This is a genomic window from Nocardia sp. X0981, from assembly GCF_977089955.1.
Window position 1 is genome coordinate 66,585 of record NZ_OZ372435.1, and the last position, 19,845, is coordinate 86,429.

Here is a 19,845-nt window from a genome sequence, read left to right on the forward strand (position 1 = left end):
CCGCACAAACCGCACCGGTCCGCCGGGGCCGCGCGGTTTCCTCGCCGGACCCTCCTAGTAGCCTTGACTATCGTGCATCCAGACGTTACCGCCGACCTCGCCGAACTCGACGCGACTCTGAAGACCGTCGAATCGGTTCTCGACATCGAGGAGCTGCGCCGTCGCATAGACGAGCTGGAACACCAGGCTGCCGACCCCGAGCTGTGGAACGACCAGGAGCATGCGCAACGGGTGACCAGCGAACTCTCCCATGCACAGGGTGAGCTGCGCCGGGTCGAGGAACTACGGCAGCGGCTCGAGGATCTGCCGGTGCTCTACGAGCTGGCCGAGGAGGAAGAGGGCGAGGCTCGGGCGGGCGCACTGGCCGATGCCGACGCCGAACGCGCCGCCCTGCACACCGATGTGGAGGCCCTCGAGGTCCGCACGCTGCTGTCCGGCGAGTACGACAAACGTGATGCGCTGGTCAATATCCGCTCCGGCGCGGGCGGGGTGGACGCGGCCGACTGGGCCGAGATGCTGATGCGGATGTACATCCGCTGGGCCGATCGGCACAACTACGCGGTCGAAGTCTACGACACCTCCTACGCCGAAGAGGCCGGGATCAAGAGCGCCACCTTCGCGGTGAAGACCCCGTACGCCTACGGCACCCTCTCGGTGGAGATGGGTACCCACCGGCTGGTCCGGATCAGCCCGTTCGACAACCAGGGCCGCCGCCAGACCTCCTTCGCCGAGGTGGAGGTACTGCCGGTGGTGGAGACCACCGACCATATCGAGGTCCCGGAAACCGATATCCGGGTCGATGTCTACCGCTCCTCCGGCCCCGGCGGGCAGAGCGTCAACACCACCGACTCGGCGGTCCGGATCACCCATATCCCCACCGGCATCGTGGTCACCTGCCAGAACGAGAAATCGCAGTTGCAGAACAAGGTCTCCGCCATGCGGGTGCTGCAGGCCAAACTGCTGGAGCGTAAACGGCAGGAGGAGCGCGCCCAGATGGACGCGCTCAAGACCAACGAGGGCGCCTCCTGGGGCAACCAGATGCGCTCCTATGTCCTGCACCCATACCAGATGGTCAAGGATCTGCGCACCAACTACGAGGTCAACAATCCCTCAGCGGTACTCGACGGCGATATCGACGGGTTCATCGAATCCGGGATCCGCTGGCGGATGAGTACAGTTCTGCAGGAGAGCTAGCGGTTCCCGATTCCCGGGCACCGCAGGCGATTCGGTGGTGCATGCGAGAGCAGGTGGTCCGATGCGTTCGGAGGGAATGGAGACCCTGGCGATGTCCTCGGCGGCGCCGGCGTTGTCTTCGGATGTCACTTCGTGGCTGCGATCCTCCGGTCTGGAGATCGTGCTGCTGGTACTGGGGGCCGTGCTCTTCGCCCGCTTCGCCACCTATGTCCGGGACAGGGTGACCCAGAAGATCGATTCCGGCTTCCGCGGCAGTGACGCCCTCGTGCGATCCGAGGAGGCCAAACACCGGCACGCGCTGGCGCAGGTCCTCACCTGGGTCGTCCTGACCGTGGCGTATGTGCTGGTCGGGATGGAGGTGCTGCAGCGACTGGGGTTCTCCGTGTCCGGGCTGGTCGCCCCCGCGGCGGTCCTGGGCGCCGCCCTCGGTTTCGGCGCGCAGCGCATCGTGCAGGACATCCTGGCCGGGTTCTTCCTGATCACCGAACGGCAGTACGGATTCGGCGATGTGGTGCGGATCGCGGTCACCGGGATCCAGGAGCCGGCGGAGGGCACCGTCGAGGATGTGACGCTGCGGGTCACCAAAGTGCGCAACCCGGACGGCGAGGTGATCACCGTCCCGAACGGCCAGATCGTGAAAGTCACCAATCTGTCGAAGGATTGGGCGCGCGCCGCGATCGACGTACCGGTTTCGGCGAGCGCCGATATCCTCCGGATCAACGAGGTGCTGCACGAGGTGGGCAGTCGGGCCTACCGGGATCCCCGCCTCGAACCGCTTCTGCTGGACGAGCCGACGGTCATGGGTGTGGAGGATCTCACCGTGGACCAGATGAACATCCGGATGGTCGCCCGGACACTGCCGGGCAAACAGTTCGAGGTGAGCCGCGAACTCCGGGTACGGGTGGCGGCGGCCATGCGCCGGGAGGGTCTCAATGCGCGCCCGTAGATCGACCCTGGTCCTGGCCGGGAGCTGGCTCGCGGTCTTCGTGCTGTACCTGTTCGTCAAACCGGACGGTGTGGCACCGCAGCGGCCCCAGCCGACGCCCGCCGTACCCATGGTGCAGCAGCTTCCCGTGCCGGTGGTACCGGGGAAGTAGCCCTCGCGAGACAGTTCACCGCACCCTTCGTTATCGAATGGTTACACTGTCTTCCCGTGATCACCGTGCGCAACGTCAGCAAGTCGTATCCGACCGCTACGCGACCCGCGCTGGAGAACATCACCGTCCATATCGACAAAGGTGAGTTCGTCTTCCTCATCGGTCCGTCGGGATCCGGCAAATCGACGTTCATGCGGTTGCTGCTCAAGGAGGAGACCCCCACCGCCGGCGAGATCCATGTCGCGGATTTCCGGGTGGACCGGCTGCCGGGCCGGCGGGTGCCGCGGCTGCGGCAGCGCATCGGGTGTGTTTTCCAGGATTTCCGGCTGCTCCAGCAGCGGACCGTCGCCCAGAACGTGTCGTTCGCCCTGGAGGTGATCGGTAAGCGGCGGCAGTTCATCGACCGGACGGTGCCGGAAGTACTGGAGATGGTCGGGTTGGGCGGGAAAGCCGACCGGTTGCCCAGTGAACTGTCCGGCGGTGAGCAGCAGCGGGTGGCGATCGCCCGCGCGTTCGTGAACCGGCCGCTGGTCCTGCTGGCCGACGAACCCACCGGCAACCTCGACCCCGAGACGAGTTACGAGATCATGCTGCTGCTCGAGCACATCAACCGGATGGGCACCACCGTGCTCATGGCCACGCACGACCCGCTGATCGTGGACGGTATGCGCCGGCGCGTGGTGGAGCTCTACGAGGGCCGGCTCGTGCGCGATCAGGCCACCGGCGGGTACGAGGTGGGCCGGTAATGCGCGCGGGATTCCTGTTCGGCGAGGTCTCCGAGGGCCTGCGCCGCAATGTGACCATGACCGTCGCGATGATCCTGACCACCGCGGTTTCGCTGACGATGCTGGGTGGCGGGCTGCTGGCGGTTCGTATCGCGGACAAGACCGAGCAGTACTTCCTGGACCGGCTCGAGGTGCGGCTGTATCTCACCGAGGATATCTCCGCGACCGATCCGGACTGTGCCGCCGAGCCCTGCCATACGCTGATGGCGGATCTGAAAACCGTGGACGGGGTGGAAAGCGTCCAGTACCTCAATCGGGACGCCGCCGTCCGGGAGGCGAAGGAGAAAACCTTCAAGGACCAGCCGGAGCTGGCCGAATACGTGAGCGAGACCCCGCTGCCGGCCTCGCTGCGGGTGAAGATGGCCGACGCCGCGCTGTATCCGACCATCTACGAACAGTTCTACGAGCGCCCCGGCGTGGGGATGGTGCGCAACGACAAGGACATCGTCGACAGGCTGGTGAGCCTGTTCGACGGATTGCGTAACGCCGCCTTCGGGATGGCACTGCTCCAGGCGGTGGCGGCGTTGCTGCTGATCGCGAACATGGTGCAGATCGCCGCGTTCACCCGGCGTACCGAGGTGCACATCATGCGACTGGTGGGCGCCACGCGGTGGTATACCCAGCTGCCGTTCCTGCTGGAAGCCGTGGCGGCCGCGCTGGCCGGCGGCCTGCTGGCGATGATCGGACTGTTCGTGGCCCGCCCTCTGGTGATCGACCGGGCGCTGGGCGATCTGTTCGCCAGCAATGTGTTCCCCCGGATCACCTTCGACGATATAGCGGTCACCGCGCTGATGGTGATGCCGGTGGGCGTGGTCTTCGCCGGGCTCACCGCCTACGCCACGCTGCGCTGGTACGTGCGCGAGTAGCGCCGCGCGCGACGGCGGACCCACCCACCGCCCGCCCCGGAACGGGGCGGGCGGTTATGCCTCGGCAACACCTTCGGCGACTACCGGGCGTGACCGCTCACCAGGACCGGGAACGCACTCGACGCGGTTCTTACTCCACAGTAAGATAGCCTTACTCGGCAGTAAGAACCAGGGGTCGGACCCTCGCCCCCGCGCGAGAAAAACAGGTGATGATGAGCATTCGAGACAGCGCTACCAAGCGGCGTCCTGAGAGCGGCGCCCAGCAGGAGAACGGCGTGGGCCTGAACCAACCCAAACGGGATTGGATGGGCGCCGCCATGCGGGTCATGTCGACCATCACCGGTTCGGAACTGGCCGAGAAGTACAACTTGCGCAAACCCATCGACCGGGTCACCTACGAGAGCACCAAGACCGGTTTCCGGACCCTCGGTGCCGCCACCCGCGCGTTCAACAAGGTCGCCGGCGGCGGAGCGCCGAAACGCCTGCCCGACAACGAGTCGAAGACCAAGGACTACTTCGATCTCACCCCGACCGACGAACAGCAGATGATCGTCGAAACGGTCCGGGAGTTCGCGGCCGAGATCCTGCGCCCCGCCGCCCACGACGCCGACGAAGCCGCCGCCGCACCGAAAGATCTACTGGGCCGGGCCGCGGAACTGGGCATCACCCTGATCAACGTGCCCGAAGAACTCGAGGGGGCGGCCACCGAACGCGGCGCCGTCACCAACACGCTGGTGGCCGAGGCCATGGCGCACGGCGATATGGGTCTGGCACTGCCGCTGCTGGCACCCAGCGGTGTCGCGGTCGCGCTCTCGCAGTGGGGCACCGACGCCCAGCAGCAGACCTACCTCCCCGCGTTCACCGGGGAGAACGTACCGCAGGCCTCGGTGGTGATCAGCGAGCCGCGCGCCCTGTTCGATCCGTTCAGCCTCCAGACCAAGGCCGTACGCTCCCCCAGCGGTTACCGCCTCAACGGCGTGAAGAGCCTGGTCCCGGCCGCGGCCGACGCCGAGATCTTCCTGGTGGGCGCGGAACTCGACGGCCGCCCGGCCCTGTTCATCGTCGAATCCGACGCCGAGGGCCTCTCTGTCGAAGCCGACCCGAGCATGGGCCTGCGCGCGGCCGGACTGGGCCGGCTGGTGCTGGACAATGTGGCCGTCGGCACCGACGCCATCCTCGGCGAGGGGGATGCGAAACAGCACGCCGCCGACTATCGCGATGCCGTCCAACTGGCTCGTCTCGGCTGGGCCGCGCTCGCCACCGGCACCGGCCAGGCCGTACTGGACTATGTGATCCCCTACGTCAACGAGCGCGAGGCGTTCGGTGAACCGATCAGCCACCGCCAGGCGGTCGCCTTCATGGTCGCCGATATCGCCATCGAACTCGACGGCCTGCGCCTGGTGACACTGCGCGGCGCTGCCCGCGCCGAACAGGGCCTCACCTTCGGCCGCGAGGCGGCGCTGGCCAAGAAATTGGCGACGGACAAGGGTATGCGCTTCGGCCTGGACGGGGTGCAATTGCTCGGCGGTCACGGCTTCACCAAGGAGCACCCGGTCGAACGCTGGTACCGCGATCTACGCGGTATCGGCGTCGCCGAAGGCATCGTGCTCGTGTAGATGGCGCCGCCTCCGGCGTCGCGGGTTCGGGGCCCTCGTAACCCCGGGTCTTCACTCCTCCGCTCAGTCGCTACGCTCCGTCGCTCCGGACCCGGGGCGGGCCCCGAACACAGGCAGCGACCGACAGCCGGACGAGCTGAACCCCGGTCAGCCCCGAACCCATCGGGTGGATCGCCACCCTCGAACAACTTTCCGGTCCATCGCCAGGAGACTTTCATGATCAATCTCGAACTTCCCAAGAAGCTGCGGGCCAGCGCCAACCAGGCGCATCAGGTCGCCGCGCAGATCTTCCGGCCGATCTCACGTAAATACGATCTGGCCGAACACGAGTACCCGGTGGAGCTCGACACCATGGCCGCCATGGTGGACGGCCTCAGCGATTCCGGCGCTCAGAAGATCAGCGGCGCGGCGGGCGGCCGCTCCGACGGAGCCGAAACCGGCGGCGACGCCCCCGAACTTCTCACCAATGCCAACGGCGGCAATATGTCCGCGCTGCTCAACGCCCTGGAAACCTCCTGGGGGGATGTGGGGCTGATGCTGTCGATCCCGTACCAGGGCCTCGGTAATGCCGCGATCGCCGCGGTGGCCACCGACGAACAACTGAAGCGCTTCGGCAAAGTGTGGGCCTCGATGGCCATCACCGAACCGAGTTTCGGCTCGGATTCGGCGGCGGTCACCACCACCGCCGTACTCGACGGCGACGAATGGGTGCTCAACGGCGAGAAGATCTTCGTGACCGCCGGAGAACGCTCCACCCATATCGTGGTGTGGGCCTCGGTCGATCGCAGCCTGGGCCGGGCGGCCATCAAATCGTTCGTGGTCCCCCGCGACGCTCCCGGCCTTTCGGTGGCCCGGCTCGAACACAAACTCGGTATCAAGGCCTCCGATACCGCGGTGCTGCTCCTGCAGGACTGCCGGATCCCGAAGGACAATATCCTCGGTAGCCCGGAAGTGAACGTGGAGAAGGGTTTCGCGGGGGTCATGCAGACCTTCGACAACACCCGCCCGATGGTCGCGGCCATGGCCATCGGTGTCACCCGGGCAGCCCTCGAGGAGTTGCGCGCCATCCTCACCGACGCGGGTATCGAGATCTCCTACGACACCCCGCCGAACAACCAGCACGCCGCGGCGGCCGAATTCCTGCGGATGGAGGCGGACTACGAATCCGCATACCTTCTGGCGTTGCGCGCCGCGTGGATGGCCGACAACAAGAAGCCCAATTCGCTCGAGGCGTCCATGTCCAAGGCGAAGGCCGGCCGTACCGGTACCGACGTCACGCTGAAATCGGTGGAACTGGCCGGCGCCGTCGGCTACTCGCAGCGTCTGCTCCTGGAGAAGTGGGGTCGCGATTCCAAAATCCTCGATATCTTCGAGGGCACCCAGCAGATCCAGCAGCTCATCGTGGCCCGCCGGGTACTGGGCAAGACCAGCGCCGAACTGAAGTAATCCGGCCGTATCCATACGAACCGGCCCGTGCCACCGCGGTGGCACGGGCCGGTTCGTCGACGCGGGAACCGCATCGTCGAGACGGCTTCCGCGCGGTCGTTCGCGTGAGCACCGGGCGGTCCACGGACCGACCGCGCGGCGGTCCTGGACAGCGCGGCCGGCGGGTGACATGTTTGTTCCGACCGGGTCGTTCCGCTGTTCCGGACGGCTCCTCCGCCCGGCGCCCCGAATTCCGCACCTATCGCACCACCGAGTCACTGAGCAGTACCCCGGACCCCGCATCTGCAAGGAGACTGGTTATGCGCATATTGGGCTCCGCCCGCCGGTTCCTCACCGCCACGGTCGTGACCGCCGTCGCGACCGTGCTCTTCACCGGGCACGCGACCGCCGACCCCACCCGCGTCGACTGGACCTCGGCGGTCCGGGAACTACGGGCCGCGGCTCAGGGGGATCCCCGGGCCGAACGGGCCGTCACCGCGCTCCTGCACGACTCCCGGGTCACCGGGGCCGTCCAGGAGGCGGCCCTACCGGCGCAGCCCTTCCAGGTCCCCGCCGAATCCACTGTCGGCCGGGGCGGCGGGCCGGGGGTCTACGGTTCCGGTGTGGCGTTGAACATCGACGGGTTCCGCTTCGGCTTCTTCGGCGGTCCCGGGACGATCGCTCCCGACCAGACCGGCGCACGGCTGGATGTGGTGTGGCTGAACCTGTCCAACGGCCGCGGTGGGATCGAGCAGCTGACCGAACACGTGGACGTCATCGCCGACACCACCATCCGCACCCGGCCGATCGACCCCGGTCCCGGCATGGTCGTGGCGGCGGTCTACGGCAGTATGTGGCACCGGTGGCCGGTGCCGGTGAGTCCGGAGCACCCGGACGGTTTCGCGTACCAGCGCGGCGATGTCACTTTCCCTTCACTGGGCGCGGTCTACAACTGAGCCGCGGCCGGTGGCGGTACGTATGAGCGGCGGCACCCGGCACACGTACGTTTCGGACGAGACTCCGGCCACATCGGCGATGTCCTTTTTGCCCGGAGCGTATGTTGTGAGCAGACGCACTTTCACTGCTACGGTGAGCCCCGATATGCCGTTCGGAATCGCTAGGTCGAGTGCCGACGCGAGAATCTGTGGAGGTGTTCGAGGGTGAACCTGGCGCACACGCTGGAAGTGGTCAAGGCATACGGACTGTTGCAGTCCAGCGGATTCATCGATCTGAAGAATCCCCGGGAGACGCTGCGCACGCTGAAGGATTCCAAGACCTACATCCCGCAGGCCACGCTGATCATGCATTCCGCGCGGATCGCGCCGGAGGCGCCGGGACTGGTCGACGAACGCGGCGAACTGACCTACCGGGAACTCGACGATCAGTCCACCGCGATCGCCCACGGCCTGCGCAAGGCCGGAATCACCGAGGGCATGGTCGTCGGTATCCTCGCCCGCGACCACCGCGGCCTGATCCTGTCCATGGCCGCGGCGGGCAAGCTGGGCGTGAAAATCGCCCTGATGAACACCGGTTTCGCCAAACCGCAGTTCGCCGAGGTGTGTGAGCGGGAGAAGGTCAAGGCGGTACTGCACGACAGCGAGTTCGTGGGGCTGCTCGACGCACTGCCCGCCGATCTGCCCCGCTTCCTCACCTGGGTCGACGAGGGCGCCGACCTTCCAGAGGGCGCGAAGAGCCTGGACGATCTCATCGCCGAGAACGGCACCGAGAAGCTGCCCGTTCCTGCCAAGCCGGGTGGTTTCATCATCCTGACCAGCGGTACCACCGGCCTGCCCAAGGGCGCGCCGCGGGAGAAGGCGAGCCCGCTGGCCACCGCCCAGTTCCTGGACCGGATGCCGTTCCCCCATCGCGGTACCGTCGTGATCGTCTCGCCGATCTTCCACAGCACCGGCCTGGGTACCTGGCTGGTGAGCACCGGTCTGTCCAACAAGATCGTGATGCGCCGCCGGTTCGACGCCGAGGCCACCTTGAAACTGGTCTCCGAACACAAGGCCGACCTGCTGGTCGCGGTGCCCACCATGCTGCACCGCATGGTGGAACTGCCGGAGGAGGTCCGCGCGAAGTACGACACCTCCTCGCTGAAGGGCATCGTCCTGGCCGGATCGGCACTGTCGCCGGAGCTCAGCATCCGGTCCGCCGAGGTGTTCGGGCCCGTGGTCTACAACCTCTACGGATCCACCGAGGTCGCCATCGCCACGGTGGCCCAGCCGGCCGAACTGGCCAAGGCGCCCGGCACCGTCGGTCGCCCGCCGCTCACCTGCGATGTGCGGTTGTACGACGACAACGACAAGCGGATCACCGCCGAGAACGTCACCGGCCGGATCTTCGTCCGCAGCGGCGCCCCCTTCGAGGGCTACACCGACGGCCGGCACAAGCAGATCATCGATGGATACATGTCCAGTGGGGACGTCGGACATTTCACCGAGGACGGCCTGCTCATGGTGGACGGCCGCGACGACGACATGATCGTCTCCGGCGGCGAGAACGTCTACCCGCAGGAGGTCGAGAACCTGCTGCTCGAGCACGAGGACATCTTCGACGCCGCCGTGGTCGGTGTCGACGATGCGGAATTCGGCAAACGGCTGCGCGCCTTCGTGGTGCCCGAACCCGGCCGCACACCGACCGAGGACGCGATCAAGGCCTACGTCAAGGAGAACCTCGCCCGGTACAAGGTCCCGCGCGAAGTGGTCTTCCTCGACGACCTGCCGCGGAACCCGACCGGCAAACTGCTGCGCCGGGTCCTGGTGGACTACGAGGCCTGAGAACCTCTGCGAGGCAGCGAAACCGGGAACAATCACAGGATTTTCCCGGTTTCTCTACTGTCCGAGACAATGGCCGCCGCATCGGAGGCGGCATTGCTAGGGTTGGCGGAGCACTGGAGCTCGATGAGGTGGGTAGCCGGTCCGGCGGCCCACCGCGGAAGGTTGTCGCCGATGACACTGACGCTGCCCGGCCCCGTCCGCAAGGTCGGCGATATCGCACAGGCCGTGAACGTGATGCGTAAACGCGGTCTCTTCGATCCGTGGCGGCTCGACCACGCGCTCCGCTCGATGAGCAATGCGACGAAGTACGGCCCCTTCGCCGGGGTGGTGATGCATGCCGCGCAGACCCGGCCCGACGCCCCCGCCATCGTCGACGAGCTCGGTGAGCTGACCTTTCGCCAACTCGACGAACTCTCCAACGCATTCGCGCGCGGGCTCACCGAACAGGGCCTGCGGCCCGGTGATGTGGTGGCGGTACTGGCCCGGGACCATCGCGGCATGGTGGTGAGCATGCTCACCTCGGGCAAACTCGGCGTGCGCGCGGTCCTGATGAACACCGGGTTCGCCAAACCGCAATTCGCGGATGTGGCCGAACGCGAGAACGTCAAGGCGGTGTTGCACGACAGCGAATTCTTCGACCTGATGAGCGCAATACCCGGCGAGATCCCGCGCATCCTCACCTGGGTCGACGAATCCGACCGGGCCGACCCGGCGCTGCCGACGATCGAGTCGTTGAGCGCCGGCCACTCCACCGCACCGCTGCCCGCGCCCCGCAAACCCGGCGGAAACGTCATCTTGACCAGCGGTACCACCGGGACCCCGAAAGGCGCCCCGCGCGATAAGGTCAGCCCGTTCATGACCGCCCAGTTCCTCGATCGGGTTCCGCTGCCGCCCAACGGCACGATGGTGATGGCGGCGCCCATATTCCACGGCACCGGACTGTCCCAGTTCAGTATCGGGCTGGCACTGGGGAACCGGGTCGTGTTCCAGCAGCGCCGCTTCGACCCCGAGCTCACCCTGGCCAATATCGCCCGCTACCGAGCGGATTCGCTGGTGGTCGTACCGACCATGTTGCAGCGCATCCTGGACCAGCCCCGCGAGGTGCTGGACCGCTACGACGTCTCCTCCCTGCGGGTGATCTTCGCGGCCGGTTCGGCGCTCCCGCCGGACGTCGTGGTGCGTACCGGTGAATACTTCGGCGATGTGCTGTACAACTTGTACGGCTCCACCGAATGCGCGGTGATCACCGTGGCCACCCCCGGCGAACTGCGCCGGCAGCCGACCACCGCGGGCCGGGCGCCGGTCGGGGTGCGCATCGCGCTCTACGACGAGAACCGCGTCCGGATCACCGAACCACATGTCACCGGCACGATCTTCATCGACAACCCGCATGCCTTCAAGGCCTACACCGACGGCCGTACCAAGGAGAGGGTGGACGGCATGATGTCCAGCGGCGATGTCGGACATCTGGACGAGGACGGACTGCTGTTCATCGACGGCCGCGACGACGACATGATCGTCTCCGGCGGCGAGAACGTCTTCCCGCAGGAGGTCGAGCACCTCATCGCCAACCGGCCCGATGTGCTGGAGGCGGCGGTGGTGGGGGTGGACGACCGTGAGTTCGGTAAACGACTACGTGCCGTGGTGGTCCCGGGGCCGGAATCCGCCCGCGACCCCCAGGAGATCAAGGATTACGTCAAGGCCAATCTCGCCCGCTACAAGGTGCCCCGCGAAGTCGTATTCCTCGACGAACTTCCGCGCAACGCCACCGGCAAACTACTGCGCAAACCGCTCGCGGAACTCGAGCTCGACAGCTGAGACAGCGGACCGACCGGCGGCGGTCGCGCGGCCGTTCACGCGGTCGCCGCAGGGCAGGCGCCCGGTCCGATATCATCATCGGGTGCGTATCAGGTTCGGGTCCGCCCCCGTGGTGGACCACCGCGACGCCGCCCGCGTCCGCGGCGCGGCGGCCGGCCTGATGTCGGGGACCGTCTCGGTCGCCGCGCACGGCTGGGCCGCCCCCGCACCGCTGCCCGGCAGTACGGAGCTCATGCTGCTCGGTGCCACCGCCGCCGCCCTGGGTGCCTTGGTCGCCGGGTTCCGCCCGTTGCGCACCGGGTCCGCCGGTCTCGCCGCGGCACTGACCGGCGGTCAATTGCTCGGGCACCTCTGTCTCGGCTGGGGTTCCGGCCATCTCCACCACGGTGAGCTGCAGCTGACCCCCGCCATGATCGCGGCGCACGTGCTCGCCGCCTGTGCCGCGGCGTTTCTCGTACGCGGCGCGGAAACCGTCTACCGCATCGGTATCCGGTCGCTGTCCCGATTGCTGCCGATCCTGTTCCGGGCACCGGCCGTCACCGGGCCGGCGCCATCGCGGACCACGTATCGCGACAGTGTGGTACCGCGAATTCTCGCCGTCGGTACCGGGGGCACCCGGGCTCCACCGCGGCTGTCCTGATCCGCATTCACCGGCACGGGTAGGGCAGGGCGCCACAGGCGCCGCGGCCGTTCGCGTACCGCGCCCCACGCCGGTTTCCATCGACCCGGTGGTCCGGCGACGGACCGCCGGGGTACCCGCGCACCCGATAGTTTCGGCCGTGCGCGGGTCAGGACAGACGCAGGTGAGAACATGAGTACAACCGATGCTGCGGCGACACGAGACCCTGTCGCCGCACACGACACAACCACAGGACGCGACGCTGCCACGGCACAGCGCCCTACCCCGGGAGGAACCGCACCGTCGGGTGGGCCCGCCGGTGCGGGAAGAGGCGCGGTGCGCGCACTCGCGCTGCGGCTGCATTTCTACGCCGGTCTGTTCGTCGGGCCGTTTCTGCTGATCGCCGCGGTGACCGGTGCCCTCTACGCGATTTCCCCGACCATCGAATCACTGGTGAACCGGGATCTGCTGTACGTGGATTCCGCCGGGCCGCAGCGCCCGCTGGCAGAACAGGTGAACGCCGGTGTGGCGGTGCGCCCCGATCTGACCCTCGTCGCCGTGGCACCGGCACCGGCACCGGGCGAGACCACCCGGGTCCTGTTCAGCGATCCGGGCCTCGGTGAATCCGAACGGCGCGCGGTCTTCGTCGACCCGGTCACCGCGGAACCCGTGGGCGAATCGGTGGTGTACGGCAGTTCGGGCGCGCTTCCGGTCCGCGCCTGGATATCCCGGGCACACCGCCACCTGCACCTGGGTGAACCGGGCCGGCTGTACTCGGAGCTGGCGGCCTCCTGGCTGTGGGTGGTGGCCCTCGCCGGTCTGCTGCTGTGGGTTCGGCGGGTACGTGCCCGGCGGCAACGCAATTCGGCATTCTGGCTCGTGATCCCGAACCTCGGGAACGCGCGGGAACGCCGGCTGAACTGGCACGCCGTGGTGGGTATGTGGATCCTCCCGGTGGCGTTGCTGCTCTCGGCGACCGGCCTGACCTGGTCGGCCTACGCGGGGGCCTCCATCGAGAAGCTGCGGGAGAACCTGAGCTGGACCACACCGGTGGTCGATACCGTTCTTCCCGGCGGGGCCACACCGGTGGAGACCGGCCACGCCGGGCACCACGGTGGCCCCGCGGCGACCCATACCGTCCCGGCCGCGCGGATCGGGCAATTGGACACCGTACTCGCCGCCGCCCGCCTCGCGGGTGTCACCCAACCCGCCGAGATCGCCGTCCCCGCGGACGACGGGACCGCGTTCGAGGTACGGGAACGGCGGATGCCGGGCACGCTCACCGTCGATTCGGTCGCCGTGGACGGCGCCACCGGCGCGGTCACCGCCCGCCTGCCCTATTCCGACTGGCCGCTCATGGCCGAATTGGCGAACTGGGGCATCCAGTTCCACATGGGCCTGATGTTCGGGCCGCTCAACCAGCTTCTGCTCCTGGCGGCGATGATCGGGCTGATCACGGTGCTCGTGCGCGGCTATCTCATGTGGTGGCGGCGTAAACCGGCCGGCGCCACCGGCCGGCTCGCCGGCGGCCGGCCACCGCGCCGGGGAGCGCTGCGCCGGTCGGCGATGATGGCCGTACCGGTCCTCGCCGCGGCCGCGCTGATCGGCTGGTTCGCCCCGGTGTTCGGGCTGAGTCTGCTCGCGTTCCTGCTGTTCGACATGCTCCTCGGCCGGTTGCGCCGGCTCCGCACGACCGGCTGAACCGTGGGGTACGCCCCGGCCGGAAAATGAGGGCCGGCCGGGTCGTTCCCCGCTCATCCGCCGGGGCCTGCCCCGGCCGCGGCGATCGCCTCGAAGATCCGCGAATCGCCGAACCCCTGCCCCGCGAGTCGTTCTCGTACCGTCTCCTGGACACGTCCGGCGTTCTCGACGTCGACGAGGGCGATCACGCTACCGCCGAATCCACCGCCCACCATCCGTGCCCCGTGGGCGCCGGCCGCCACGGCCACTTCCACCGCCGCGTCGAGGACTCCGGTGGATACGGCGAAATCGTCGCGCAGGGAGATATGCCCGGCGGTGAGCAGCGGGCCGATCCGCCGCGGGTCCGCGCCGTCGCGCAACAATGCGGCCACGGTACGCACGCGCTCGTTCTCACCGACCACATGCCGGGCCCGCCGATACAGTACCGGGTCGGTCAGGCCGTCCAGATCCTCGAGCCGGGCCACATCGCGCAGCGAGGCCACGCCGAGGGCCGCCGCGGCGGCGGCGCATTCGGCGCGTCGCCGGCCGTATCCGCCGTGGGCGTGTTCGTGGGTCTGACCGGTATCGATCACCAGCAGGCGCAGCCCCGCGGCCGCGAGGTCGAACGGGATCTGTTCGTAACCACCGGTTTCCGCCGCACGGAACGCACGCACATCCAGGAACAGTGCGTGCCCGGCCGTGCACAGGATCGAGGCGGCGTGGTCCAGGATGCCGGTGGGCGCGCCCACATAGTCGTTCTCGGCGGCGCGAGCGATATCGATCAACTCGCGGTCGCCCACCATGGGTGCGTACAGATCCCGGACGGCGACCGCGGCCGAGCAGCACAGCGCCGCCGACGAGGACAGCCCCGCACCCGCGGGTACGGCGCCGTCGAAGAACAGTGCCAGCCCTTCGATCCGATGGCCGCGGCGGCGGAACTCCGCCACCACCCCGAGGGGATAACGCGCCCAGCCCGGGACCAGGCCGCGTTCGTCGTCCAGCGCGGCGGCCGGTAACCGCACCGGTTCGCCCGGCCGTTGCCGCGAACCAACCCGCACCAGATCGCCGGTGTACCGGCTACCGACGCAGGTGACCGCGAGGGGTATCGCTATCGGCAGCACGTATCCGTCGTTGTAGTCGGTATGTTCTCCGATCAGGTTGACCCGGCCCGGTGCCGACCAGGCACGGCGCGCGCCCACCTCGCGTTCTGTCACACCGACCACCGTACGATCCGCGGCGCCGGACCCGTACGACGGCGCCACCAGCGGGACACCCGTTACGACGTTGTTGTGCCAAGCGAGCGACAAATTCGACAGTGCGTGTCATCATCGGACCCATAGTCCAGATTCGATGGCCGGACGCGTTGCGCCCGGCTCGGACATCCCCTCGTACAGGAACACTCGGTTCGGTCAGCCGCCGCTCGATGGGCAGGTAGAGCACGACAGACAAGGATTCCCAGACCTACGACGCGGCTCGATCTCCCGGGAAACGGCGCGAAAAAAGGGGGGCTGATGATCATCAGCGATCCACAGCGGGCAGGACGGCGAGGTAGACACCGGATACGCTGCTGTGCCGCGGCTTTCGCCCTGGTAGGTGTGCCGCCCATCGTCCACCTGTTCCTCGGGTATCGGATGTCGGCCGTGCTCATCGCGATTCTCGTGGCGCTGGGGGCGGCGGCGATGATCGGAATCGGGGTCCGGCGGCACCGGCCCGCACAGCCGCTGCCGTGGTACCTGCTGGCGGCATCCGTGGTGCCGTTCGCGACCGGTACCGTCCTGCGCGAACTGACCGGCCTCGCGTCCAGCCCTCTCGACGAGATCTGCACACTCGCCGGCTGTGTCGGCACCTGTGTGGTCGCGGTGCTGTGGTTGCGGCCGCGGCAGGCCCGGGTACACCCTGATGTCCTGCTGGATTCCGGGCTGATCGGTCTCGGGGCGTTCTTGGCGGCGTGGACCTTCCTCATCGCCCCGGTTCTGCCCAGCGGCGAAGCCGGTATGAACACACTCACCGCGGTATCGCTGCCGGTGTTCGACGCGCTGCTGCTCACCCTGCTGGCATATTCCCTGGCAACCTCGAGCCATTCGGAGACCGCGCTGCGACTGCTGCACGTCGGCCTGGCCGGGGCATTACTGTCCGATATCGGCCTACGCCTGGCGGCGACGGGCGCCCTACCGTCCGATCCGGAAGTGCTGCTGCTACCGCTGCTCGGCGCCTACGCGGCGGTGGGGGTGGCGGCACTGCACCCCACCATGTCGGCACTCGGCGCACCGCGATCCATCCGGCTCAACCACTCCCGGCAGCGGGCCAGCGTTATCGCCGTCGCACTGGTGGTTTCCTCGCTGATCCCGGTGGCCCGGGCGCCGCTGAGCCCGCTCGACCAGGTGATGGTCTCCTCGGTACTGGCCCTGCTGCTGGTGGGGCTGCTGATCCGCAGCGAACGCGCCATCGGGCGCAGCGCTCGCAGCGAACGGCGCGCCCGGTACCAGGCCGATCACGATACGCTCACCGGACTGTTGAACCGCTCCGCGCTGCTGCGCGTACTGCACCGCGAGCATCGGGACTGGGCCGAACGCCCGCTGTGCCTGCTGTTCATCGATCTCGACGAGTTCAAGGCCATCAACGACAGCTACGGCCACACCGTGGGTGACGAGTTGATCGCCGAAGCCGCCAAGCGGATTCGCGGCGCCGTACGTCGCGACGATGTGGTGGCCCGGTACGGCGGAGACGAGTTCATCGTGCTGGCCCCGCTCGACCGCGACGAGGCGACCCGAATGGCCGAACGCCTGCTCGGCACCTTCATGAAACCGTTCCCGCTCAGTATCGGTGAGATACCGCTGACCGCCAGTATCGGCCTGGCCTGCGCCGGCCCCCGGAATCTGGACGCCAGCATCTACGATCTCGTCCGCGATGCCGATGTGGCGATGTACCGGGCGAAACGGCGCGGTTTCGGCTACATGTTCTACGACACCGTGCGGCACTCCCTGGCCGAGCCGGTCCAGCCGCCGCTCCAGCACGGCTGGCGGCCACGGGAGACGGCGGTCTGAGCTCAGTCCGAAAGCTCTTCGAGCAGTTTGCGCGCCTGCTCCAATTCGGCCTGCAGCTGCTGCACTTTCGCCGCCTGCGCCCCGCGCACCGATTCCAGCAGGCCCTCCACCACTTCGGCCACCTCGGGATGCAGCAGTTTCGCCGCCTGCGCGACGGCCGGGCCGGCCACCGGTACGGCGCGCGCGGCGCGTTTCTTGCCGTTGGTCACGTCCACGGTCCACTCGCCCTCGGCGGTGCCGTTGATGGTGACCGTGACCTCCGGCGTCTTGGATTTGCGCGCGGCCGGGGTCTTGGCGGCCTTGGCCGGGGCGGCGGGCCGCGACGTGGCGGCCGGTTTGTTGTCGGGCGCAGTGTTCTTCGGCGCGGTGGTAGCCGTTTCGCCGGACGCGGATTTACGAGGGGCGGCGGGCGCGGCGGACGGGGACGCAGCGGGAGTCACGGGCGTTTCCTTCTTCTCGGATGACCTGTCGGAGCTGGATTTGGACGCGACCGGCCGGTCGCGTTGCGGTTTGGTGAGGGTGACCTCGGTGGGCCCGAAGGACAGGACGTCCTTGGACCCGGTGGGCCGGATCTGCAGGAAATCACCGTCGGCCGGGTCGCCCAGCGAGACGACCTTGCCCGAACGCCCCTCGGTGACGCCCACCGCGGCCGCGGTGAACCAGACCATCGGCGGCCGACCGGCCGCTATCTCCGCGGCGATCTGCGCGAGGTCGTTGTCGGACAGAGGTTTCGGCTTCGCGTTGGATGTTCGCGACGGCATGGCGCACTCCGGGCAATCTCACTGTTTCGTCGAATAGCTGCGTGCACAGATGATGCCGCACCGCACCGACATCTTCGCGAGCGGGCGGGACAATTCCCCGACCATCTATAGAACCTGTTCTACTATGGGCCGCGGAATCCGGACGTGAGGAGTCACCGTGCCGCTGGACCCGACGCCCGCTGAACTGCGCGACGCCGTGCTGGCCTCCCCCCGCGCAGTGGCCGCGCACGACCGCCCCACCTGGGTGGGCCTCTTCACCCGCGCCGCGGTGGTCAACGATCCGGTCGGCTCGGCTCCACATACCGGACACGAGGCGATCACCCGGTTCTACGAAACCTTCATCGCCCCCAACGACATAGTGTTCGATGTGGCCCACGATTTCGCCGGACCCGCCACGGTACTGCGCGATCTCGCCATCACCATCACCATGTCGACGGGCGCGCGAGTGCGGGTTCCGATGCATCTGCGCTACGACCTCGCCGAGGAAGACGGGCAGCTGCGGATCCGGTACCTGGCGGCCTACTGGGAACTCCTGCCCATGATCGGGCGATTGCTGGGCACCGGCCCCGCCGGATGGGGCGCCGGGGTCCGGCTCGGCGGTCTGCTACTGCGCAATCAGGGCGTGCGCGGCCTGACGGGTATGGCACAGGCGTGTACCGGTATCGGGAAGACCGGTAAGCGGATCGCGTCCCGGCTGTGCGCGGCGGCGGCCGCGGGCGATACCGCGACAGTGACCAGACTGGCCGGCGGCCGGGAGACCGTGCTCCTGTGGTCGGGCGAGGTGGTCACACCGGCCGAGCTGACCGCACGGTCACGTGGCCTGCGACAGGGTAAAACCCTCGCGGCCGGCCGGTCGGTGACCGTCAGCGTCGAGACGGCGGACGGGCCCGCCCTGATGATCTTCGAGTTCCACCCCCGGCAGGCACGTCTCGAAACGCTCCGGGTACATACGCACACGGTCTGATCCCGCGCGCTCCGGCACCGCGAACCGGGCACTCCACCCGCTCCTCACGATTGTGTACCGTCCCGTCACACCTATTTACCGAGACGACAAGTCCCGGTAAATTCAGCGGTAGAGAGATGTACGCCACACGTACGAGGAGGCACCGATGACGCCGTCGACTCTGCCGCGGGCTTTCGAGCCGGGTACCCGGTACCGCGAGGCGCTGGAAACACTGTCGGAGGGCTCGGTGCACCGACGCTTCGACCCGTATCTCGATATCGACTGGGATTCGCCCGAGCTCGCCATCGACCGCGATGATCCACGCTGGATCCTCTCCCCCGAGTACGATCCGCTCGGCGCCACCCGGTGGTATCGCGAACTCCCCGCCGAGAAGCAGATCGAGATCGGCCGCTGGCGGATCGCCAATGCCGTCAAAGTGGGCGCGGCCTTCGAAACGATACTGATCCGCGGCATGATGCAGTACATCGCGAAACTGCCCAACGGCTCACCGGAGTTCCGCTACTGCCTGCACGAGATGACCGAAGAGTGCAATCACATCCAGATGTTCCAGGAACTGGTGAACCGGATCGGGGACGACGTCCCCGGAATGCGCCCCGTCTTCCGGGCGCTCTCCCCGTTCATCGGGGTGGCCGGCGGTTACGCCCACGTCATCCTGTTCCTCGGCATACTCGGCGGCGAGGAGCCGATCGACCATTACCAGAAGGCGATGATCCGCGAGGGCGGGAAATTGCCGCCGCTGGTGCGGCGCACGATGGAGATCCATATCGCCGAGGAAGCCCGGCACATCTCCTTCGCGGGCGAATTCCTGCGAGCCCATATCGCCGCGCTCGGCCCCCTCTCGACCGCGTTGTGCGCGGTCTCGTTCCCCCTAGCGCTGCGCTGGCTCGCCGGGGAGATCATGGCGCCGCCGCCGGAATTCGCGCGCCGATTCGGGGTACCGCGCGAGGTCATCGAGGAGGCGTTCTGGCGCAGTCCGCACTCCCGCCGGATCCTGTCCGGATATTTCGGCGATATGCGCGCCCTGGCCGACGAGCTCGGCCTGATGAATCCGCTCACCCGCCGCCTGTGGCGAGCGCTGGGCATCGATGGGGATCGCTCGCGCTACCGCAGCGAACCGGAGCGCCGGATACGGCCTGCCGTGGCCTGATCCCGGACAGCCGGGCCGGCCGACGATGTCCGGCCCGGCCCGGAGACAC

Annotated in this window: 17 protein-coding genes; 15 read left to right on the forward strand and 2 right to left on the reverse strand. The window is 67.9% G+C overall.

What is annotated here, in order from left to right:
* Window positions 1-72 precede the first annotated feature (72 nt).
* The 12 genes from prfB (at window position 73) to ACYR7D_RS00410 (ending at window position 13,901) form a co-directional block, all read left to right on the forward strand.
* The gene (gene prfB / locus ACYR7D_RS00355) at window positions 73-1,194 is read left to right on the forward strand and encodes a peptide chain release factor 2 (protein ID WP_459547643.1); all 1,122 of its coding nucleotides are present in this window, start codon (window positions 73-75) and stop codon (window positions 1,192-1,194) included.
* A gap of 76 nt (window positions 1,195-1,270) precedes the next feature.
* The gene (locus ACYR7D_RS00360; protein WP_459549938.1) at window positions 1,271-2,140 is read left to right on the forward strand and encodes a mechanosensitive ion channel family protein; all 870 of its coding nucleotides are present in this window, start codon (window positions 1,271-1,273) and stop codon (window positions 2,138-2,140) included.
* Window positions 2,127-2,291 (forward strand): hypothetical protein, encoded by a 165-nt coding sequence (locus tag ACYR7D_RS00365; RefSeq protein ID WP_459547644.1) that lies wholly within the window; start codon window positions 2,127-2,129, stop codon window positions 2,289-2,291. The genes ACYR7D_RS00360 and ACYR7D_RS00365 overlap by 14 nt, the downstream gene beginning before the upstream one ends.
* A 56-nt stretch (window positions 2,292-2,347) precedes the next feature.
* Window positions 2,348-3,037 carry a cell division ATP-binding protein FtsE gene (gene ftsE, locus ACYR7D_RS00370; RefSeq protein WP_459547645.1) on the forward strand — a complete coding sequence of 230 codons (690 nt, stop codon included), beginning with the start codon at window positions 2,348-2,350 and terminating at the stop codon, window positions 3,035-3,037.
* On the forward strand, window positions 3,037-3,942 hold the full coding sequence (gene ftsX, locus ACYR7D_RS00375) for a permease-like cell division protein FtsX (RefSeq protein WP_459547646.1): 906 nt from the start codon (window positions 3,037-3,039) through the stop codon (window positions 3,940-3,942). The genes ftsE and ftsX overlap by 1 nt, the downstream gene beginning before the upstream one ends.
* A 206-nt stretch (window positions 3,943-4,148) precedes the next feature.
* Window positions 4,149-5,558 carry an acyl-CoA dehydrogenase family protein gene (locus ACYR7D_RS00380; RefSeq protein ID WP_459547647.1) on the forward strand — a complete coding sequence of 470 codons (1,410 nt, stop codon included), beginning with the start codon at window positions 4,149-4,151 and terminating at the stop codon, window positions 5,556-5,558.
* 216 nt (window positions 5,559-5,774) lie between these two features.
* Entirely contained in the window at window positions 5,775-7,004 is a 1,230-nt protein-coding gene (locus ACYR7D_RS00385) for an acyl-CoA dehydrogenase family protein (protein ID WP_459547648.1), read from the forward strand.
* A 299-nt stretch (window positions 7,005-7,303) separates the two neighbouring features.
* Entirely contained in the window at window positions 7,304-7,939 is a 636-nt protein-coding gene (locus ACYR7D_RS00390) for a hypothetical protein (RefSeq protein ID WP_459547649.1), read from the forward strand.
* 204 nt (window positions 7,940-8,143) lie between these two features.
* On the forward strand, window positions 8,144-9,763 hold the full coding sequence (locus ACYR7D_RS00395) for an acyl-CoA synthetase (protein ID WP_459547650.1): 1,620 nt from the start codon (window positions 8,144-8,146) through the stop codon (window positions 9,761-9,763).
* Window positions 9,764-9,934: 171 nt separating this feature from the next.
* Window positions 9,935-11,581, forward strand: coding sequence for an acyl-CoA synthetase (locus tag ACYR7D_RS00400; protein ID WP_459547651.1), 1,647 nt, complete (start codon window positions 9,935-9,937; stop codon window positions 11,579-11,581).
* 82 nt (window positions 11,582-11,663) lie between these two features.
* On the forward strand, window positions 11,664-12,221 hold the full coding sequence (locus tag ACYR7D_RS00405) for a hypothetical protein (protein WP_459547652.1): 558 nt from the start codon (window positions 11,664-11,666) through the stop codon (window positions 12,219-12,221).
* Window positions 12,222-12,392: 171 nt separating this feature from the next.
* Window positions 12,393-13,901: a PepSY-associated TM helix domain-containing protein gene (locus ACYR7D_RS00410; RefSeq protein ID WP_459547653.1), complete on the forward strand. Its 1,509-nt coding sequence runs from the start codon at window positions 12,393-12,395 to the stop codon at window positions 13,899-13,901.
* Between the two features lie 53 nt (window positions 13,902-13,954).
* Here ACYR7D_RS00410 and galK read toward each other — a convergent pair whose 3' ends face one another.
* Complete coding sequence (galK, locus tag ACYR7D_RS00415; RefSeq protein ID WP_459547654.1) at window positions 13,955-15,094, reverse strand: galactokinase; 1,140 nt, start codon at window positions 15,092-15,094, stop codon at window positions 13,955-13,957.
* Window positions 15,095-15,391: 297 nt separating this feature from the next.
* Here galK and ACYR7D_RS00420 point away from each other — a divergent pair, with 297 nt between their 5' ends.
* A complete protein-coding gene (locus ACYR7D_RS00420) occupies window positions 15,392-16,924 on the forward strand; it encodes a GGDEF domain-containing protein (protein ID WP_459547655.1) in 1,533 nt (510 codons plus the stop codon).
* Window positions 16,925-16,926: 2 nt separating this feature from the next.
* Here ACYR7D_RS00420 and ACYR7D_RS00425 read toward each other — a convergent pair whose 3' ends face one another.
* Window positions 16,927-17,685 carry a DUF6319 family protein gene (locus tag ACYR7D_RS00425; RefSeq protein ID WP_459547656.1) on the reverse strand — a complete coding sequence of 253 codons (759 nt, stop codon included), beginning with the start codon at window positions 17,683-17,685 and terminating at the stop codon, window positions 16,927-16,929.
* 157 nt (window positions 17,686-17,842) lie between these two features.
* Here ACYR7D_RS00425 and ACYR7D_RS00430 point away from each other — a divergent pair, with 157 nt between their 5' ends.
* Both ACYR7D_RS00430 and ACYR7D_RS00435 read left to right on the forward strand, forming a co-directional pair.
* Window positions 17,843-18,649 carry a nuclear transport factor 2 family protein gene (locus ACYR7D_RS00430; protein ID WP_459547657.1) on the forward strand — a complete coding sequence of 269 codons (807 nt, stop codon included), beginning with the start codon at window positions 17,843-17,845 and terminating at the stop codon, window positions 18,647-18,649.
* Between the two features lie 145 nt (window positions 18,650-18,794).
* Entirely contained in the window at window positions 18,795-19,796 is a 1,002-nt protein-coding gene (locus ACYR7D_RS00435) for an AurF N-oxygenase family protein (RefSeq protein WP_459547658.1), read from the forward strand.
* The last annotated feature ends 49 nt before the right edge of the window (window positions 19,797-19,845 follow it).